17 protein-coding genes are annotated in these 18,369 nt (G+C 72.7%); 8 read left to right on the forward strand and 9 right to left on the reverse strand.

The genetic code is table 11. The features are described 5' to 3' along the window. Positions 1 to 196: 196 nt before the first annotated feature. The 8 genes from ACGF07_RS19085 to ACGF07_RS19120 form a co-directional block, all read right to left on the reverse strand. Complete coding sequence (locus ACGF07_RS19085; RefSeq protein ID WP_392900158.1) at positions 197 to 1,021, reverse strand: DUF1295 domain-containing protein; 825 nt, start codon at positions 1,019 to 1,021, stop codon at positions 197 to 199. After that, positions 1,018 to 2,277 (reverse strand): class I SAM-dependent methyltransferase, encoded by a 1,260-nt coding sequence (locus ACGF07_RS19090; protein ID WP_392900161.1) that lies wholly within the window; start codon positions 2,275 to 2,277, stop codon positions 1,018 to 1,020. Before ACGF07_RS19090 ends, ACGF07_RS19085 begins: the two co-directional genes overlap by 4 nt. Beyond that, positions 2,274 to 3,563, reverse strand: a complete 1,290-nt coding sequence (locus tag ACGF07_RS19095; RefSeq protein ID WP_392900164.1) for a class I SAM-dependent methyltransferase — start codon at positions 3,561 to 3,563, stop codon at positions 2,274 to 2,276. Before ACGF07_RS19095 ends, ACGF07_RS19090 begins: the two co-directional genes overlap by 4 nt. After that, complete coding sequence (locus ACGF07_RS19100; RefSeq protein WP_392900330.1) at positions 3,560 to 4,339, reverse strand: DUF1365 domain-containing protein; 780 nt, start codon at positions 4,337 to 4,339, stop codon at positions 3,560 to 3,562. The genes ACGF07_RS19095 and ACGF07_RS19100 overlap by 4 nt, the downstream gene beginning before the upstream one ends. 5 nt (positions 4,340 to 4,344) lie before the next feature. Then, entirely contained in the window at positions 4,345 to 5,601 is a 1,257-nt protein-coding gene (locus ACGF07_RS19105) for an NAD(P)/FAD-dependent oxidoreductase (RefSeq protein WP_392900333.1), read from the reverse strand. Positions 5,602 to 6,101: 500 nt separating this feature from the next. Next, positions 6,102 to 6,275, reverse strand: coding sequence for a CsbD family protein (locus ACGF07_RS19110; protein WP_350739045.1), 174 nt, complete (start codon positions 6,273 to 6,275; stop codon positions 6,102 to 6,104). 211 nt (positions 6,276 to 6,486) lie between these two features. Next, positions 6,487 to 6,903, reverse strand: coding sequence for a molybdopterin-binding protein (locus tag ACGF07_RS19115; protein ID WP_392900167.1), 417 nt, complete (start codon positions 6,901 to 6,903; stop codon positions 6,487 to 6,489). A gap of 477 nt (positions 6,904 to 7,380) precedes the next feature. After that, positions 7,381 to 8,349: an NADP-dependent oxidoreductase gene (locus tag ACGF07_RS19120; protein ID WP_392900169.1), complete on the reverse strand. Its 969-nt coding sequence runs from the start codon at positions 8,347 to 8,349 to the stop codon at positions 7,381 to 7,383. 126 nt (positions 8,350 to 8,475) lie between these two features. Between ACGF07_RS19120 and ACGF07_RS19125 the strand changes: the two genes are divergently transcribed. After that, positions 8,476 to 9,480 (forward strand): GlxA family transcriptional regulator, encoded by a 1,005-nt coding sequence (locus ACGF07_RS19125; RefSeq protein ID WP_392900172.1) that lies wholly within the window; start codon positions 8,476 to 8,478, stop codon positions 9,478 to 9,480. A gap of 1,349 nt (positions 9,481 to 10,829) precedes the next feature. Then, a complete protein-coding gene (locus ACGF07_RS19130; RefSeq protein WP_392900175.1) occupies positions 10,830 to 11,204 on the forward strand; it encodes a hypothetical protein in 375 nt (124 codons plus the stop codon). Positions 11,205 to 11,741: 537 nt separating this feature from the next. Here the strand turns inward: ACGF07_RS19130 and ACGF07_RS19135 are convergent. After that, positions 11,742 to 12,149, reverse strand: a complete 408-nt coding sequence (locus ACGF07_RS19135; RefSeq protein ID WP_350742197.1) for a MarR family transcriptional regulator — start codon at positions 12,147 to 12,149, stop codon at positions 11,742 to 11,744. Positions 12,150 to 12,381: 232 nt separating this feature from the next. Here ACGF07_RS19135 and ACGF07_RS19140 point away from each other — a divergent pair, with 232 nt between their 5' ends. The 6 genes from ACGF07_RS19140 (at position 12,382) to ACGF07_RS19165 (ending at position 18,288) form a co-directional block, all read left to right on the forward strand. Continuing rightward, positions 12,382 to 13,542 (forward strand): PP2C family protein-serine/threonine phosphatase, encoded by a 1,161-nt coding sequence (locus ACGF07_RS19140; RefSeq protein WP_392900178.1) that lies wholly within the window; start codon positions 12,382 to 12,384, stop codon positions 13,540 to 13,542. Between the two features lie 149 nt (positions 13,543 to 13,691). Next, on the forward strand, positions 13,692 to 14,591 hold the full coding sequence (locus ACGF07_RS19145; RefSeq protein WP_392900181.1) for an STAS domain-containing protein: 900 nt from the start codon (positions 13,692 to 13,694) through the stop codon (positions 14,589 to 14,591). Next, positions 14,588 to 15,019: an STAS domain-containing protein gene (locus ACGF07_RS19150; RefSeq protein ID WP_392900184.1), complete on the forward strand. Its 432-nt coding sequence runs from the start codon at positions 14,588 to 14,590 to the stop codon at positions 15,017 to 15,019. The genes ACGF07_RS19145 and ACGF07_RS19150 overlap by 4 nt, the downstream gene beginning before the upstream one ends. 43 nt (positions 15,020 to 15,062) lie before the next feature. Continuing rightward, complete coding sequence (locus tag ACGF07_RS19155; protein ID WP_392900186.1) at positions 15,063 to 15,455, forward strand: anti-sigma regulatory factor; 393 nt, start codon at positions 15,063 to 15,065, stop codon at positions 15,453 to 15,455. Beyond that, positions 15,416 to 16,570 (forward strand): SpoIIE family protein phosphatase, encoded by a 1,155-nt coding sequence (locus ACGF07_RS19160; protein ID WP_392900189.1) that lies wholly within the window; start codon positions 15,416 to 15,418, stop codon positions 16,568 to 16,570. Before ACGF07_RS19155 ends, ACGF07_RS19160 begins: the two co-directional genes overlap by 40 nt. Then, positions 16,567 to 18,288, forward strand: coding sequence for a PP2C family protein-serine/threonine phosphatase (locus ACGF07_RS19165; protein ID WP_392900192.1), 1,722 nt, complete (start codon positions 16,567 to 16,569; stop codon positions 18,286 to 18,288). Before ACGF07_RS19160 ends, ACGF07_RS19165 begins: the two co-directional genes overlap by 4 nt. Positions 18,289 to 18,369: the final 81 nt, after the last annotated feature.

Consider the following 18,369-nt stretch of genomic DNA (forward strand, 5'->3'; position numbering starts at 1 on the left):
CGTCCTGGTCCGGATGCTCCACCGCGCCGGTCACGAGCCGGTGATCGCCGGTCGGCACCGGTCCTCGAATCTTCACGGGGCGTTACAGTGCGCAGGCCGGTCGCGCCCCTCGACGACTACGGCCGCGCCGCAGCCACCGCGCGCCGTCGCCCGAGCAGCACAGCACTCCCCGGCCCGGTCGACCCGGACGGACCGGTCACGGCCCGGTGCCGGGCGGGGGCCCCGGACGGCGTGGCGGCAGGGGCAGGAAGCCGCTGGTACGGGCGGCATACTCGGCCCAGCCAGGGCGTTCGGAGCCCAGGTGCCTCTCCAGCAGCGGTTTGCCGCTGCCGAAGGCGAGCAGCCAGGTCATCAGGGCAGGGCTGAGGACGAGGGCCCAGCCCGCCGGGGTGTCGGCGCACAGCAGGAACAGGCCCCACCACAGGCAGGCGTCGCCGAAGTAGTTGGGGTGGCGGGTGTAGCGCCACAGGCCCCGGTCCATGATCCGGCCGCGGTTGGCCGGGTCGGCCTTGAAGCGGGCGAGCTGACGGTCCCCGACCGCTTCGAAGAACAGACCCACCGCCCACAGCGCGGTGCCCGCCCAGGCGAGCGCGCCGGGCGGCTCCGGGATGTACTGGGCGGCCTGGACGGGCAGGGAGACGAACCAGACCAGGGCGGCTTGGAGCAGGTAGACCATCCGCAGGGCGTAGCGGGTGCGGGCCGGGCCCTCGGGGGCACGGGAGAGCATCCGGGCGTAGCGCGGGTCCTCGGGCTCGCCCCGGCCGCGCCACCAGATGTGCCCGGACAGCCGCAGGCCCCACACGGTGACCAGCACCGTGGCCAGGATCCGGCGCCCGGGGTCGCCGTGGCCGCCGGAGAGGGCGAGGGAGGCGAGGGCGACGGCGGTGAACGCGAGCCCCCAGGCGACGTCCACGCCGCGGTGGCGCCCGGTGCGCACGCCGACGGCGAAAGCGGCGAGGAGCACGGCCAGGGCGACGGCGGCGGTGACCGGCAGCGCCCGGGCGAAGGCGGCGGCGTTCACGGGTGCGTCCCGTACCAGTGGGCGGGGCGCACGGTGGACGGCGGGCCGCCGGGGCGTCGGGCGAGGATCTGGTCCACGCCCATCCGCCCCTCGGCGAACGCCAGGGAGCTGCCGGCCAGGTAGAGCTCCCACAGCCGGACCGTGGGCCGGCCGACCAGGGCGGTGAACTCGGCCCGGCGCTCGCGCAGGGTGTCGTGCCAGGCGTCGATGGTGCGGGCGTAGTGCTCGCGCATCGCCTCGGTGTGGACGACCTCCAGCCCGGCGGACTCCAGGAGGTCGACGGTGCGGCCCACGGGCCGCATGTGCATGTCGGGGGCGATGTAGGTCTCGATGAAGGCCCCGCCGCCCGGTGCGGTGGCGCCGCGGGACATCTGCTGGACGAGCAGGCGGCCGCCGGGCCGCAGCAGGCCGTTCAGACGGGCCGCGAAGGCCGGGTACCGGTCCTCGCCGACGTGCTCGCCCATCTCGATGCAGCTGATGGCGTCGTAGGCGGCGGGCTCGATGTCCCGGTAGTCGCGCAGCTGGACGTCGACCAGGTCCGCCACGCCCGCTGCGGCCATGCTGTCGGTGGCCCAGCGGTGCTGGCGTTCGGAGAGCGTGACGGCGGTGACGCGGGCCCCGAAGCGGCGTGCGGCGTGGCGGGCGAGCACGCCCCAGCCGCAGCCGACGTCGAGCAGCCGGGAGCCGGGTTCGAGCGCGAGCTTGCGGCAGACCAGGTCGAACTTGGCTTCCTGGGCGGCCTGGAGGCCTTGGTCGTCGCGCCCGTAGTAGGCACACGAGTAGGCCATCGCGGGGCCGAGCAGGAGCGCGTAGAAGTCGTTGGACAGGTCGTAGTGGTGGCTGATCACCGCGCGGTCGCGGGCCCGGCTGTGCGGCGCGCCGCCGACCGCTGCGCGCCCGCGCGGACGGGCGGGAGGCGCACCGAGCGCACCGAGCCGGGCCGCGGTGGCCAGCAGTGCGGGCCAGGCCCGGGGCGCCGGGAGCGTGGGCCGCCGGCCGGCCAGGGAGCGTCGGACCTGGCTCAGGCCGGAGGCGAGGTCGCCCTCGATGTCCAGTTCGTCGAGGATGTAGGCCTCGGCCAGGCCGAGTTCACCGGGCTGCCACAGCAGCCGGCGCACCGCTCGGGGACGGCGCAGGACGACGACGGGGGCGCCCTCGGGCCCGGTGGCGGAGCCGTCCCAGGTCTTCAGGCGGAACGGCAGGGGGCCGGGGAGCAGCCGGCCGAGGGCTGCGGCGACCAGGGCGGCGGCGTTCACCTGCCCGCCTCCTCGCGGGTCAGCAGGACCTGGTGGACGTCGAGGTAGCCGGTGCGGAAGCCGGCTTCGGAGTAGGCGAGGTAGAGCTCCCACATGCGCCGGAAGACCTCGTCGAAGCCGAGGGCCGCGACCTCGGGGGAGTGTTCGGCGAAGCGTTCCCGCCACAGGCGCAGGGTCTGGGCGTAGTGCGGCCCCCAGGTGTCGGCGTGGGTCACCCGCAGGCGGGTGTGGCGGGCCGCGGTCTCCTCGATCGCCCGCAGCGAGGGGATCTGCCCGCCGGGGAAGACGTACTTGAGGATCCAGGTGTAGGTGCTGCTGCTGGCCAGCATCCGTTCGTGGGGCATGGTGATGGCCTGCAGGGCGACGCGGCCGCCCGGTGCCAGGACGCGGTCGAGGGTGGCGAAGTACCGGGGCCAGAAGGGCCGGCCGACGGCCTCGATCATCTCGACGCTGACCACGGCGTCGTACCGGCCCTCGGCGGCGCGGTAGTCGCACAGCCGCACCTGCACCCGGTCCGTGTGCCCGGCGTCGGCGATGCGGCGGCGGGCGAGGGCGAGTTGCTCCTCGGAGAGGGTGAGGCTGACCACGCGGGCGCCGCGCGCGGCGGCGCGCAGGGCCAGTTCGCCCCAGCCCGTGCCGATCTCCAGCAGCCGGGTGCCGGGGCCGACGGCGGCGAGGTCGAGCAGCCGGTCGATCTTGCGGTGCTGGGCGGCGGGCAGGCCGTCCCGGGTGGCGAGCGGGGCTCCGTCCGGTCCGGTCGGGAAGATCGCCGAGGAGTAGGTCATCGTCCGATCGAGGAAGAGTGCGAACAGGTCGTTGGACAGGTCGTAGTGCCGGTGGACGTTGCGCCGCGCGTTCCTCGCGGTGGGCACCTCCGCCGCCGGTGGGCGCTGGACGTACAGTCGGCGCAGCCACTGGGTTCCGGGCGGTACCAGCGTGTGGGGTGCGGTGGCGAGTTCGGTGAGCAGCGCGACCAGGTCGGGGCTGTCCCACTCACCGGCCTGGTAGGACTCGCCGAAGCCGATCAGCCCGCTTTCGCCGACGCGGTGGAGGAAGGCGCGCGGCCGGTGCAGGCGCAGCACGGGGGCGCCGGGCGGGGCGGGCTGCAGGGTGCGGCCGCCGGGAAGGTCGACGCGCAGGCCGCGGCGTGCCGCCACCCGCCGCAGCACGCGCGCCGCGGCGGCCGCGCGCAGCGGCACGTTCGGCACCCGCGCGACGTCCGGCCAGCGCGAGGGGTCGACGGGGGCCGACGGGGTCGACGCCGGCAGCGCGGTGGTGGTCGTCATGGGGTGGGCACCTCTTCCGTGGGCGCGGGCGTTCCGGCGGGCCGGTACGGGCCGGCGGGCGGACGGGGATGGACGGGCAGGCCGCTGAGCCACAGGCGGACGCCCTGGTAGCGGATGTGCAGACTGACGGCCCAGGTGGCGAACGGGTGGGCGAGCGCGGCGCGCAGCAGGGCGGCGGGGCCGGCCGGCCGTGCGGTGCCGCGCACGGTGGCGGTGAAGGCCCGGCCGCCGGGGCGTTCCAGGTGGACGGTCAGGCGCAGCCGTTCGCCCGGTTCGGGCAGCAGCATCGTGTAGCGGCCGTCGACGGGGAAGAACGGTGAGACGTAGAAGTCCTTGTCGGTCCCGCCGCGGCCCCGGGGATCGGGTGGCAGCAGGTAGCGGTGGCGGCCGCCGTAGGTGTTGTGGACCTCGGCGACGGTGCACAGCGGACGGCCCGTCTCGTCACGGCACCAGTACACGGTCAGCGGGTTGAACACGTGCCCCAGGGAACGGGCCTGGGCGAGCATCAGGACCCGCCCGCCGCCGAGGCGGACACCGCGGCCCTCGAGGAACCGTGCCAGATCCTGGCGGACGGTCGGCGCCGGGCCGGGCGGGCCGAGGAGGTGGTCGCCCACCGGGAACCGCGCCAGTGGCCGCAGCGGGCGCGGGACGGGCGGCAGGCGGTCGAGGTCCACCAGCCACAGGTAGCCCCGGTGGCGGAACTGCCGCCGGGAGGGCGCGGTGCGTACGTGGGTGGTGACGGTGTCGTACAGGACGGCGCCCCAGGGCCCGGGCAGGGCGGTCACGGAACGCTCACCCCCAGCAGCGAGTGCGCCGCCTCGACGCCGGAGCGGCAGCCGTCCTCGTGAAAGCCCCAGCCGTGGTAGGCACCGGCGAACGCGGTCCGACCGGTGCTCAGTTCGGGCAGACGGGCCTGGGCGGCGACGGTGCGGGCGGTGTGGACCGGGTGCTCGTAGACCGTGCGGGAGATCACCAGTTCCTCGGGGACCGGCTGGTCGCGGTCCTCGTTGAGGGTGACCAGGTAGTCCTCGGCGGTGTCCAGCCGCAGAAGCCGGTTGAGGTGGTAGCTGACCCGCACCCGGTCGCTGGGCGCGGTGCAGTGCGGCATCCGGTAGTTCCACGAGCCGCGTGCCGAGCGGGCGGCGGGCAGCGCCGACGGGTCGCGGTGCAGCACGGTGGGGTTGCGCGAGTAGGTGAAGGCGCCCAGGACCTCCAGTTCGGTGTCGGTCGGGTCGGCGAGCAGGTCCAGCGCCTGGTCCGCGTGGGTGGCGATCAGCACCGCGTCGGTCTCGGTGCGGTGTCCGCCCTCGCGGACCACGGTGACGCCGTCCGGGTGGCGGCGCACCGCCCGCACGGGAGCGGACCGGTGGACGGCGCTCAGCCGCTCGGCGATCCGCTCGACGTAGGTGCGCGAGCCGCCGACGACGGTGCGCCAGGTCGGGGAGCCGGTCACGGAGAGCATGCCGTGGTTGTCGAGGAACGCGAACAGGTAGCGGGCCGGGTAGTCGCCCGCCAGGTCGGGCGCGCAGGACCACACGGCGGAGACCACCGGGGTCATGAAGTGGCTGACGAAGTAGGGCGAAAAGCCCTCGGCGGCGAGGAACTCCCGCAGACTCGGGTCCCCCGCCCCGGGGTCGGCGAGCAGGCGGCGCGCCCGCCGGTGGAAACGCGGCACCTCGGCGAGCATCCGCAGGTACCGGCCGCGGACCAGGACGTCGGGTACGGCGAACAGCCCGGCGGGCCCCCTCGCGCCGGCGTATTCCAGCCCGCAGCCGTCGCAGCGCACCGACATGCTCATCTCGCTGTCGCGGGTGCGGATGCCGAGTTCGCGGAAGAGCCGCACCAGGTGCGGGTAGGTGCGCTCGTTGTGGACCAGGAACGCGGTGTCCAGCGCCACCGCCCGGCCGTCCGCCCCGGTGGCCTCCTGCGTGTGGGCGTGGCCGCCGAGGCGCGCGTCGGCCTCGAACAGCTCGACCTCGACGCCGGCGCGGGACAGCTCGTACGCCGCGGTGAGTCCGGCGACGCCCGATCCCACCACCGCGGCCCTTCGCGGACGTCCGCCGGCAGACGCGGTGACGCCGCGGTCGGTGGAGACGGGGACGGTACCGACGATCGTCACGAGAGCCCCTCCGGCGGTCAGGGCCGCAGGCGCGGCCCGAACTGTGTCTTCACCGGATGTTCGGAACCGGGGGCGGGCCGGATTGGGCCGAATGCCGCCGACGAGTGCCACCGGCGGAGGGCACGGGCGGAGGGCATGGGCGGAGGGCACGCGAGCGTGGCGGGGGTGGGCAGGGGCCATCCGTGCGCGGTTGCGCAGGTAGGGGCGGCTGCGGTCGGGCAGCGGGACCGGTGGTAGGCGTGCGTTCGTCCGCCGTGCCACGGGAGCAACGGGATCCTGCCAGCACCGCCCTGCGCCGCCCTGCGCCGGCCCGCGCCGCCCTGCCCCGCCCGCCCCGGATCCGCAGCGTGCGGCTCCGGGCGTGACGACGGGCCGGGCACCCCGTTCCCGAGGTGTCCGGCCCGTCGCGGAAGAAGCGGTCAGTCCTTGAACGCGTCCTTGACCTTCTCGCCGGCCTGCTTCACGTCCCCCTTGACCTGGTCCCCCTTGCCCTCGGCTTCGAGGCGCTCGTTGCCGACCGCCTTTCCCGCGGCCTCCTTGACCTTGCCCTTGACCTTGTCACCGAGGTTCGACGCCTTGTCCGAGGCACTCATCGCGGTTCTCCCTCCGTATCGCAGCATCCTGTCGGGCACCCGTCTGCCCGCTCGATCCCGGACCATGCACCGGATTCGGTCGGGTCGGGCCCGCTCCGTTCGAGGACGGGCGCTCACGACTGCTCGACGTTGCGCTCACTGGCTCTGAAGGGCGAACGCCTGAGGGCCCCCTACGCCTTGGAAGCGCGGGGGAGCCCGGGGCGGGACGGGATCAGGCCGAGAGGGAGATCTCGGTCGACTTGATCAGGGCGACGACGGAGGAGCCGGCGGCCAGGCCGAGGGCCTCGACGGCGTCCCTGGTGATCGCGGCGGTCAGCTCGCCGCCCTCGACGTCGACCTTGACCGATCCCATGGCACCGCCGGTCGCCACCTCGGTGACCGTGCCCGCGATCTGATTGCGGATCGAGATGCCCTCGACGGGGGCGGTCGCGAGGGACACCTCGGTGGACTTCACGAGCGCCTTGACAGCACTGCCCTCGGAGATGCCGAGGTCCTTCACGGCGTCCGTGGTGATCGCCGCCGTGATGTCCTGGCCGCCGGCGAGGCGGACCTTCACCGCGGACATGGCCTCGCCCGCCGTGACGGCGGTGACGGTGCCGGGGATCTGGTTGCGGATGCTCAGGCTCATGGACGTACGCCTCACTCGGGTCGCTCGTGGAATCCGCGGCTTCGGGCCGCCACCCACCACGCTATTCGCGCCGGTCGGGCATGGCGGAACGCCCCCTCGCATCCGCGAGGGCAGCACGGGCCCAGGCGTCGCATTTCCGTCTCAGACGAACGTCACGAAAAACCCGACACGTCAGTTCTCGCTCTTGGAGCTTTCTCCCACCCTTGCCACTGTGACCTCCTCGAATCCCGACCCCGGCCCGCGCCCCGTGCGCGCCGACGCGCTGCGCAACCAGCAGCGCATCCTCACCGCCGCCCGCGCCGCGTTCGCCGAAGACGGCCTGGAGACCCCGCTCGAGGACATCGCCAAGCGCGCCGCCGTCGCCCCTGCCAACGGGCGGCTCGACGGCATGGTGGGCTCGGCCCTGCCGGTGCTGCCGGCCCTGCCGACGCTGCGGGACCCGCACGTGACATGCGCGGGGGAGGTGATGACGGCCGGTCACGAGGTGACGGAAAGGACGACCTTCCCGGTGGTGCGGCCGGCCTCGCCCAGCGCGTGGGCGGCGGCGGCCTCCTCCAGCGGGAAGACGGCGTCGGCGATCACCTGCAGGCGTCCGTCCTCGACCAGTGCGGTGATCTCACGCAGGCCCTGCCGGTCGGGCTCGACGAGCATGAACTCCGTCCGCACCCCGGCCGCCTCGGCCTCCTCGTGGGGGAACGCGTCGTCCAGCGGCAGGATCGTGACCAACCGTCCGCCCCGGCGCAGGGTGCGGAGGGAGCGGACCCGGTCGGCGCCGCCGAGGGTGTCCAGGACGATGTCGACATCGCGGACGGTCTCGGCGAAGTCCTGGGTGCGGTAGTCGACGAGTTCGTCGGCGCCCAGGGAGCGCAGCAGGTCGTGCTTGGCGGCGCTGGCGGTGCCGATCACATGCGCGCCGCGTGCCTTGGCGATCTGGACGGCCAGGTGGCCGACGCCGCCCGCGGCTGCGTGGACCAGGACGCGCTGGCCGGGCCGGACGCCGGCGGTGTCGACGAGGGCCTGCCAGGCGGTGAGCGAGGCCAGGGGAAGGGCGCCCGACTCGATGTGGGTCAGGCCCCGGGGGCGAGGGGCGAAGTGGCGTGCCGGGGCGGTGACGTACTGGGCGTAGGCGCCGGCCGGGTGCGGGAAGCGCGGCATCCCGAACACCTCGTCGCCCGGCTGGAACACGGTGACACCGTCGCCGGTCGCCTCGACCACCCCGGATACGTCGAACCCGAGGACGAAGGGCAGCGGTGTCCCGTCGGCGAACACCCCCCGCTGCCGGGTCTTCCAGTCGGCCGGGTTCACACCCGCCGCGTGCACCCGGACCAGGATCTCGCCGCGGCCCGGCTCCGGGCGCCGGGTCTCGACCACCTTGAGGACGTCCGGGGCTCCGGCGGTGTCCTGCAACACGGCGCGCATGGTGGGGGCAGTGGTGGTTCGGGACATGACGGCGTTCTCTTTCCGGGTGTGCTTCCTGAGGTTGCGCCCGGTCTCCCGGACGCGCCCTCAGACTGCCGGGCCCCGGGAGCCCCCGGTAGCGGCGTGACGGCCACGGCCTGAAAAGATCTGGCCATGCACCACGTGGGCGTTCTGGCACTGGACGGCGTCGTCCCCTTCGAACTCGGCATCCCCGCCCGCATCTTCGGCGCCGCCCGCGACGGGGCCGGCAACCGGCTCTACACCGTGACCACGTGCAGCCTCGACGGCGGGCCGGTACGGACCGAGGCCGACTACGGCCTCACCGTCAGCCGTGACGCCTCCTTGCTGGCGGACGTCGACACCGTCGTCATCCCGCCCTCCCACGCCCTCGGCCCCATCCGCGAGGAGGGCCGCCTGCCCGCCGCACTGCGCGAGGCCCTGGCCGCCATCCGCCCCGGCACCCGGATCGTGGGCATCTGCACCGCCGCCTACGTCCTGGCCGCCGCAGGGCTGCTCGACCACCGCCCCGCGACCACGCACTGGCGCGAAGCGGAGCGCCTGCAACGGATGTTCACCACCATCCGCATCGACCCCGGTGTGCTGTTCGTCGACGACGGCGACATCCTCACCTCCGCCGGTGTCGCCGCCGGGATCGACCTGTGCCTGCACCTCGTCCGCCGCGACCACGGCAGCCGGATCGCCAACGACGTCGCCCGTTCCTGCGTGGTACCGCCCTGGCGGGACGGCGGGCAGGCCCAGTACATCCAACGCCCCGTCCCCGACTCGACAGCCCCCGGCACCGCCCCCACCCAGGCATGGGCCGTGCAACGCCTCGCCGAACCCCTCACCCTGGCCGACCTTGCCGCCCACGCGAACATGAGCGTGCGCACCTTCACGCGCCGCTTCCGCGACGAGACCGGCACCACCCCGGCCCAGTGGCTGGTCCGCCAGCGCGTCGACCTGGCGCGCCACTACCTGGAGACCACCGACTGGCCCGTCGACCTCATCGCCGACCGTACCGGCCTCGGCACCGGCGCCTCCCTGCGCCGCCACCTCCGCGCCACCACGGGCGTCACCCCCCAGGCGTACCGCCGCACCTTCCGCCCCGCCCCCGCGGCCGGCCCCTCCAGGTCACCCGAGCTGCCAACCGGCACCTGATCAGTCGGCTCAACACGAGCCACCGACCTCGGACGCGGGGGCGGTGGGGCAGTGATCACTTCCCATCGCCCCCGCAGCGACGAGTTGGAATGCCTGCATGCCATCCATCGTGGTGCCATCGGGATTCCGCCCGAAGGCGGCCGCCAGAACGACAGGGAGATCGACCTCGGGGACAGCGACGCGCAGCTCCGCGAGGACGTCAGGAAAGTCGACGTCCTCGATGAAGCCCAGATTGCACCGACCCGCTGGTCGACGTCGGAATGGTCCTGCAGGAGCCCGAGGGCGAAGGCGGGGAACGGTTCGGTGAACAACTTCGCGGTCCAGTGGTGGACACCGGTGACACCGGTACTGACCGAGCTGGTGTGGCGCCACAACTCGACGCTCGGGTCGCGGACTGCCTGCAGCAGGAGATCGGCTCGTCGAGCGGGAAGGTTCGGATCAGTCGAGGCGAGCGCGTGCACTGCTGCCAGGCGGATCTGCACGTCCGGCGCGTCGAGCAAGTCGCGGAGCAGTCCCAGGACCTCGGCAGCCTGCGGGCCGGCGGGTTCCCGTCCGGCCGCCAGGCCGAGCGCGAGGACCAGGTCGAGGCGGGTTGCCGGATCGGCCTCCGACCGCCAGCACTGCATCAGCGCAGACAGTACGGCTTCACCGCGGGTCTCGCAGGCGCCGAGGATGTGGGCTGCGTCCCGTCGGATTTCGGGAGCAGGGTCGGTGAGCAGGAGGATCACCTTCGGCACCGCCCGTTCCCAAGCCGGCCGCCAGCCGGGGTCGAGGAACCTCTCAGCGACCCGCCCCGCCTCGCTCACCAGCCTCGACACCAGTTCCAGCACCGCGCGGCGGCTCGAGAGCAGGACGTCCGGACTCGCGGCCAACCGTACGAGAAAGGGCAGCGCCGCCGACGAAGCCGAGCAGATCCAACCGCCTTGGTGGAACAGATGGTTGAGGAGCTCGGATGCGGCGTGGTCGACGTCCTGCAGATTCTGTCCCGCGCACTGACGCAACAGAGCGGGCACATCTTCGGCGGACCCGCAGTTGTCCTTCAGCGTCGCCCAGTCAATTGCCTCCAGTCCCTCCCACATGCCCCGACCCTATCGCCGGGCCACGCGCGAGCGGCGAGAGATCGTCGCCTCGGGTAGCCTCGATGCGCCCGCTCCATACTCTGTCAGCTGCCGAGATCCTGTTTGAAGGATCCCCGCAACAAGGTCGAGCAGCACCTCGAGCTGGTCATCAACGGCGCGAGGGCCAGCAGCTACTGGCAGGCCCCCCATGAGCGCGCGGAACGTCACCGGCCGTGTTCGCATCGAGCCCTGACCCGCCCCTCGCACCGCCGAGAGAAACGAGAAAGTACCGTGGGATCCACCTTCTACATCAGCGCAGACCGCGAGCGAGCCGGACCGTGGACGTTCACCGGTGACCAGGTCACGGACTGCGTGCGGCGGCACTGGCCGGCCTCCACGGTGAGCCACGCGTTCGAGCGCTTCCTGGAGATCGACGTCGAGGTCGAACCCGGCCGGCGGGCGGAACTGTCGTTCAACCTCCGGCATGGCGCGTTCTCGTTCGAGGACCGGGAGCCGCACTCCGCGTCACTGACCGTCGTCCATGCGGTCCTGCACGAGCTCGCCCCCGACACCCCCGTTGTGTGGTGGATCGACTACGACGGCGACCCCCAGCCCCTCGATCTGGCCGGAGGCCGGCAAGCGTTCATCGACAGCTTCCCGGCGTAGATCCTTCGCGACCGCGGGCTTCCCCGAGAAGCCACGGCTCGGAGGATCAAGACGATCTCGGCCAGGCGGGGGAGAGGCACCACCGACGGCCGGTCCCGGCGTTTCGTTACCGGGTGATGGGGCGGGGAGAGCCGTCCCGCTCGCTCGTCGACGCGCGGTTCGACGCAGACCGCGGAGCGCTGTCGAGGCCAAACCGGCGGGGTGCGGCCACACAGCCGATGACAGGGCTCGCACGATCGCACGTCCGGCACCGATCGAGTTCGCGATCCGGTCCAGCACGTGGTCCGCCGCTACCAGCGCCGGGCACTGCACGAGCGTCAGCAGCGGTTGGACGGCACATACCCTGCTGCGCCGCAGAGCGCCGCGAAGGCGAGACCTGGCCGCAGTCGCGGTCACCGGCACCCCGCATCCGGACAGTTGCCGTTTGACAACAGTAGTCGCCAAGCAACAGTCTTGTGCTGCACAAGAGCGACAGTCGAGTGGGAGGTGCGCGGTGGTTCGCACGGCGCGAGCGCGCTTCCTGCCCCGGCGGGGTCGTCAGGCGGTGCGGGCGGCCTCGTTGCTCTGCGCATCGGCTTCGTACAGTTCCCCGACGGCGGCGTCGCGGAAGGCCTCCAGCCCCTGGAGCAGCGCCTGCCGCTTACCGGCGGGCATGCGGGTGAGCACTCGCTGCAGCTCCTGGATCCGCCGGGCCCGCAGCTCGTCCACCAGTGCGCGCCCGGTCTTGCTGAGGTGCAGGCGCACCTCGCGTCGGCTGGTGGGGCTGGGCGTGCGTTCGACCATGCCCATCGCTTCCAGCCGGTCGCACAGCCGGCTGACCGAGGGCGGACTGGAATCCATCGCCTCGGCGAGCGTTCTCAGGTTGATTCCGTCGCTGTGCTCCAGAATGAAGATGGCGCGCAATTGCGATGCGGAGACCGGGCCGGTGAGAGCCCGCCCCCACATGACTTCGAGCAGTTCAACGGCATCCGAGGCGGCGCGCGCCGCCGTGTCGGCGTGCTGCTGTTCTCGCTCGGATGGTTTCACAGTGACACTGTGGCAGGCTCGGCCCGGGATGTCAGCCTGTACCAGTAGCACCGGCGGAACCGTTCCAGTTGTCGTCGCAGCATTGCGGCCGCGGCCATCGCGCCTTGAATGTGCGAGACCGGCCATTTCAGAAGAGGCATGAGCAATCATCGTGAACAGATTCCATGTAGCGGAACGCGCTCTGCGCCGGGCTGCCCCTCATCGGCTGCTGGAGGCGCTCTGCGAGGTGCTGGTGGAGCAGTACGCGGTTTCGTGCGTTGACTTGTACATGGCCGATTATGGGCTGAGCGTCCTGCAGCCGGTCTCGGTCCTGCCGCACACCGACGAGCCGATCTCGGTGCACAATACCGCCCCCGGCCGCGCCTTCGGCTCCCAGGAGCCGTTCGTGGAGGCCTCGGGGCAGGGGTCACGGGTGCACCTGCCGGTGACGGTGCGCGGTGACCGGCTGGGGGTGCTCACCCTGTCGCTGCCCGAGGAGAGCGTCTCGCCCGACGTGCTCGGCGAGCTGCGGGAGATCGCCGAGATCCTGGGCCACGAGGTCATCGTCGCCGAGCGGGACACCGACGTGTACCTGCAGGCGCGGCGCCGGAGCCGGCTCACCCTGGCCGCGGAGATGCAGTGGCAGCTGCTGCCCGGGCGCTCGTGTTCCCGCAGGGAATACCAGATCGGGGCGCAGCTTGAGCCCGCGTACGCCATTCACGGCGACAACTTCGACTGGTCCGCCACCGCCGACCGGTTGTTGCTGTACGTGACCAACGGCATGGGTGAGGGCATCGAGGCCTCCCTGCTGACCAATCTGGGGATCAATGCTCTCCGCAACGCCCGCCGTGCGGGCATCTCCATCGAGGACCAGGCCGCCCTGGCGGACCAGGCCATCTACGCCCAGCACCGGGGGAGCCTGCATCTGTCGGTGCTCCTGCTGGACTTCGATCTGGACAGCGGACGGGTGAGGGTGGTGGACGCGGGCTCTCCGCGGATGATGCGCATGTCGGCGAAGGGCGGCGTGGAGACGGTGGACCTGGACGCCCAACTGCCGCTGGGCATGTTCGAGGAGACCGACTACGTCGCCCAGGAGTTCAGCGTCGAACCCGGCGACCGGCTGTTGTTCGTCAGTGATGGGGTGTACGAGGTCGCCTCGCCGCTCGGGGAGCGGTACGGGGAGAAGGCGCTGGCTCGCGCCATGACGGCCACCCGACTGCTGCCGGCGGCGGAGGTGCCCAGGGCGGTGCTGCGGGAGCTGACGGTCCACCGCGGTCGGCCGATGCCGGACGACGACGCGCTGGTGGTGTGCCTGGACTGGTACGGACGGTGATGGGCGACATTCCATTCGTGAATTCTGAGACGTTCAGCACTCGGGTGTGACTGCCGACGACGTCTGATCCCGGCTACAGTTGTCGGACAGCAACAATCGGCTGGATGTGCCGGAGCGGTCCCCACGTCGCCGGTGCAGACGAAAGGGTATTGCGCGTGTCGGAGCAGCAGAACGCGGACGAGTGGTCGTCGGCGACCCGAGTGGGGGAGGCACTGCGTCGCCGCCGTGAGCAGATCGCGCAACGCTGGGCCGACGCCCAGCTGTTCCGTACGGTGTTCACCGTGTCGCGCGACGAGGCGGTGGAGGCGTGCAGGGCCGTCCTGGACGCGTTGGCCGATGTCGCGGACGCAGGCGCCACGGAGGACGTGGACGCGCCCGGCTTCCAGGCGGTGCGCGAGCAACTGGCGCGGATGTCGGCGTCCCGGGCGCGCACCGGTCTGAACCCGGCGCAGATCGCGGCCGAGGTCGCCGCACTGCGTTCGCCTGCGGTCGAGCACCTCGGCGCAGAGCTCGACCGCGAACCGGACGCCGTGGTGCACGGCGCGCTGCTGGAACTGACGCTCCTGATGGGCACGTTGCGGCTGGTGGTGATGGAGACCGCACTCACCGAGGGCCACGAACTGATCAGCCGTCAGCGGCAGCAGCTCCTGGAGATCGCCACACCGGTGATCAAGCTCTGGGACGGCGTCGTCGCGGTGCCGCTGATCGGCACCCTGGACAGCGCGCGGAGCCAGGTGGTGATGGAGAGCCTGCTGGAGGCGATCGTCGCCCAGCAGGCCCGGTACGCGATCCTGGACATCACCGGGGTCCCCACCGTGGACTCGCTGGTGGCGCAGCACCTGATGAAGACGGTCGCGGCCGCGCGGCTGATGGGGGCCGAGTGCGTGGTGTCCGGAGTGCGTCCGGCGATCGCCCAGACGATCGTGCACCTGGGGATCGACCTCGGCGGCGTGGTCACCCGTGCCAGCCTGGCGGACGCTCTCGCCTTCGCGCTGCGCGGGCTGGGAGCGGGGGTGGCTGCGTCACCTCAACCGGCCGCGCAGCGATGACGGACCGGCTCACGCGGCTGCCGCAGGTCCAGGTCCCGGTCCTGCGCCTGGAGGACGCGCTGCTGGTGACCATCCAGGGCGATCTGCAGGACAGGAGTGCGGAGCGACTGCAGGCCGACGTTCTGCGGCACGTCGCGGAGAATCCCACCGGAGCGGTGATCATCGACATCTCAGCGGTCGAAGTCGTCGACTCGTTCCTGGGCCGGGTACTCGCCGAGATCGCGGCCGGCGCGGGCCTGCTGGCCGCGCAGACCATCGTGGTGGGCATGCGTCCGAGTGTGGCGATCACGATGGTGGAGCTCGGTCTGAGTCTGCCCGGGGTGCGGACGGCCCGGGATCTGCAAAGCTCGCTGAGCATGCTCCGCGAGTCTCCTGCGTCCGTGCACGAGCGCGGTGAGCGAGGCCTGGATGACACCCATCGGTACTGACGCTCACCGCGGTTCTCCGACCCACCTGCCGATCCGCTCCGACATGGATCTGATGTGGATCCGCCAGGAGGTGCGCCAGATGGCGGCCGAGGCGGGCTTCTCCTTGGTGCAGCAGACGAAACTCGTGACCGCCGTCAGCGAACTGGCGCGCAACGCACTCGTCCACGGTGGCGGCGGCCACATGGAGGCCGCCGTGGTCCGTGAGGGCGCGCACACGGGTGTGCGCCTGGTCTTCACCGACTCCGGCCCCGGCATCGCCGACATCGACCAGGCCATGAGCGACGGCTACACCTCCGGCGGAGGCCTGGGCCTCGGCCTGGGCGGCGCGCGGCGCCTCGTCCACGACTTCCACCTCGACAGCGAGCCGGGACGCGGGACGACCGTCACCATCACCATGTGGCAGGGCAGCGTGCCCCCGACCCGGCAGGCCCTGTGATGGCGGGGCTGTGGGAGATCCCGGTACAGGACACCACCCGGGTCCACGAGGTGCGGGTAGCAGCCGAGACCACCGCGCAGCAGGCCGGCCTGGGCCCCGAACGCGTGGCCGCGGCCGCGTTGGTGGCCACCGAACTGGCCACCAACCTGCTCAAGCACGCCGGCGGCGGGCGGATCATCGTCGACGAGGTGGCATGCGGTCCCGCCGGGCAGCCGCAGTACGGCGAACCGGTCGTGCAGATCGTCGCCCTCGACCACGGGCCCGGCATCCCCGACGTGCAACGAGCCCTGCAGGACGGGTACTCCACCGCTGCCTCCCTGGGCGCCGGCCTGGGCACCTGCCGCCGTATCGCGGACACCTTCCAGGTCCACAGCACCCCTGGCCGCGGCACGGTCGCCCTGGCCCGTCTGACCGCCAAGAACGTCCGCCCGACCAAAGGCCTCGCCGCCCCGGCGGTGCGCGTGGCCGGTGTGCGCGTGGCGCTCGACGGTGCCAGGATCTCCGGTGACGCCTGGTCAAGCACGGGCGGCCAGGACCGTGTCACCGTCCTGCTCGCGGACGGACTGGGCCACGGACCCGCGGCGGCCGCAGCAGCCCGCACCGCCGTCGCGGCCCTGCGCGATCGCGAAGCACCCGGCCCCCGCGAAGCACCCGGCCCCCGCGAAGCACCCGGCCCCCGCGAAGCACCCGGCCCCCGCGAAGTCCTCGACCGGCTCGACGCCGACCTGCGCGGCACCCGCGGCGCCGCGGTGGCCGTGGCGCAGATCGACCTGCGCACGGCGACCGTCCAGTTCGCCGGCATCGGCAACATCGGAGGCCGGATCGGCCACGACGACACCTGGAGCCACCTGATCAGCCACCCCGGAATCGCCGGAACCCACCGCCCTGCCCGAGTACCGGTGCACCACCACCCCTGGCGGCCCGGAAGCGTCCTGGTCATGCACAGCGACGGGCTGGCCAGCCGCTGGGAACCCCCGCACGCCCCCGACCTCAGCCGCTACGACCCGGCAGTCATCGCCGCCGTGATCATGCGCGACGCCAGCAGCGCCGCGCTGCCCGCCCGCGACGACACCACCATCACCGTCGTGACCCACCCGGACACCGTCGCGACATGACCGAGCCCGCACCGGTGACCTGGACCGTCACCGCACGCAAGGACTTGGCCCACGTGCGCGCCGCCCTCGACCACGCCCTCACGGACGTCCCGGCCGAGGAGCGCCTGCGCCTCCTGAGCGACCTGACCGCCCACGTGGGCGCACGGCTCGACGACAGCACCGGCCCTGTCCTCGTGCAGGCGACCGCCGACGACACGAGCCTGACCCTGCACGTCCACGACACCTCCACCCCGGCCGACCGGCCCCACTGCGCCCACCAACCTCACTGCGCCCACCGACCCCACTGGGAACAGAGCCTGGCCTGCGCCCAGCCCCACGCCGTCCTGCGCAGGGCCGCGACCAACGGCGCGGACCCCGGCACGGCCCTGCTGAGCACGGACCGCGACATCGCCGACCTGCTCGCCCGGCTGTCCCAGCAGGCCGGGCTCCTCGACTCCCACCGCGAGGAACTCCACCACACCAACCAGGGCGTCCTCGCGCTGCACGCCGAACTCGACACCGCCGCGAAGGAGCAACGCCGCCTGCTCGCCGCCGAACGCGCCGCCCGCGCACAGGCCGAGGACGCGCGACGTCGCCTGCTCTTCCTGACCGAGGCCAGTGCCGCACTGGCCGCCTCACTCAGCCACGACGCCATCATCGCCACGCTGCGGAAGCTGCTCGTCCCCGCCTACGCCCGGGCCGCCAACGTCCGGCTCCAGGACGACCGGCAGGAGCGCGGCACGCCGCCGCCGGCAACACCCGACGCCCTGACGAGCAGTCCGCACCCGGCCCCGCTGCAACTGCCCCTCACGGTCGGCCGCACCACCCTCGGAGTACTGAGCCTCACCCCGCTCGGTGACACCTTCACCGACGACGACGTGACCCTGCTCCGCGAACTGGCCCACCGCACCGCCGTCGCGCTCGACAACGCCTTGCGCTACGAACGCCAGCGCGACACCGCCGAAGCCCTGCAACAAGCCCTGCTGTCGGACCTCCCCACCGCCGGACACGTCCACCTCGCCGCCCGCTACCTCCCCGCCACCCGCGGCCTGAACGTCGGCGGCGACTGGTACGACGCCTTCACCCAACCGGACGGCAGCACCACCATCGTCATAGGCGACGTCACCGGCCACGGCCTGCGCGCAGCAGTGATGATGGGGCAACTGCGCACCGCACTGCGCGCCTACGCCGTGGCCGGTGACAGCCCCGGCGCCCTCCTCGCGCGTCTGCACACCTTCATCCCCCACGTCGAGCAGGAGCTGTACGCGACGGCCGTCGTGGCCCGTCTGCAGCCCGGCGAGCCCACCGTCACCTGGGCCGCAGCCGGTCACCTCCCACCGCTGCTGCGCACTCCGGACGGGCGCGTCCGCGTCCTGGCGGAGCGGTCCGGGGTCATGCTCGGCCTGCCCGTGCAGCGCCCCTTCCCCGACCACACCGCGCCGTTCCTCCCGGGTTCCACCCTCCTGCTCTACACCGACGGCCTGGTGGAACGCCGCGACAGCGGTATCGATCCCGGCATCGACCGCCTCTCCCGCGGCCTGGCCGCCCTGCACCCCTCCACACTGTCCGACGATCTCGACCACGCGGCCGACACCCTGCTGGCCCCCATGCTGGCCGACAGCGACGGCGACGACGACGTCTGCTTCGTGCTGTGCCATGCCCCACTCGTCCCGGCGCCCGTCCGGCGCCCGGTCCTGCACCGCCGCATCGGTGGCGCGATCCAGCCGGCCGGGACCTGATCCCGTCCCGGTGGGCACCCCGGCCATCGCGAGCGCTCGCGGCTCCGAGCCTCAGCCCCCGACCCCGTGATACTCCAGCGG

Source organism: Kitasatospora sp. NPDC048194 (assembly GCF_043202455.1).
Lineage (GTDB): Bacteria > Actinomycetota > Actinomycetes > Streptomycetales > Streptomycetaceae > Kitasatospora.

What these genes read in the sequence shown, in the direction of transcription:
- ACGF07_RS19120 (WP_392900169.1), bottom strand. Translation starts at nt 8,349, where the DNA reads ATGTCCCGAACCACCACTGCCCCCACCATGCGCGCCGTGTTGCAGGAC.
- ACGF07_RS19110 (WP_350739045.1), bottom strand. Translation starts at nt 6,275, where the DNA reads ATGAGTGCCTCGGACAAGGCGTCGAACCTCGGTGACAAGGTCAAGGGC.
- ACGF07_RS19155 (WP_392900186.1), top strand. Translation starts at nt 15,063, where the DNA reads ATGGATCTGATGTGGATCCGCCAGGAGGTGCGCCAGATGGCGGCCGAG.
- ACGF07_RS19135 (WP_350742197.1), bottom strand. Translation starts at nt 12,149, where the DNA reads ATGTGGGGGCGGGCTCTCACCGGCCCGGTCTCCGCATCGCAATTGCGC.
- ACGF07_RS19095 (WP_392900164.1), bottom strand. Translation starts at nt 3,563, where the DNA reads ATGACGACCACCACCGCGCTGCCGGCGTCGACCCCGTCGGCCCCCGTC.
- ACGF07_RS19150 (WP_392900184.1), top strand. Translation starts at nt 14,588, where the DNA reads ATGACGGACCGGCTCACGCGGCTGCCGCAGGTCCAGGTCCCGGTCCTG.
- ACGF07_RS19165 (WP_392900192.1), top strand. Translation starts at nt 16,567, where the DNA reads ATGACCGAGCCCGCACCGGTGACCTGGACCGTCACCGCACGCAAGGAC.
- ACGF07_RS19125 (WP_392900172.1), top strand. Translation starts at nt 8,476, where the DNA reads ATGCACCACGTGGGCGTTCTGGCACTGGACGGCGTCGTCCCCTTCGAA.
- ACGF07_RS19115 (WP_392900167.1), bottom strand. Translation starts at nt 6,903, where the DNA reads ATGAGCCTGAGCATCCGCAACCAGATCCCCGGCACCGTCACCGCCGTC.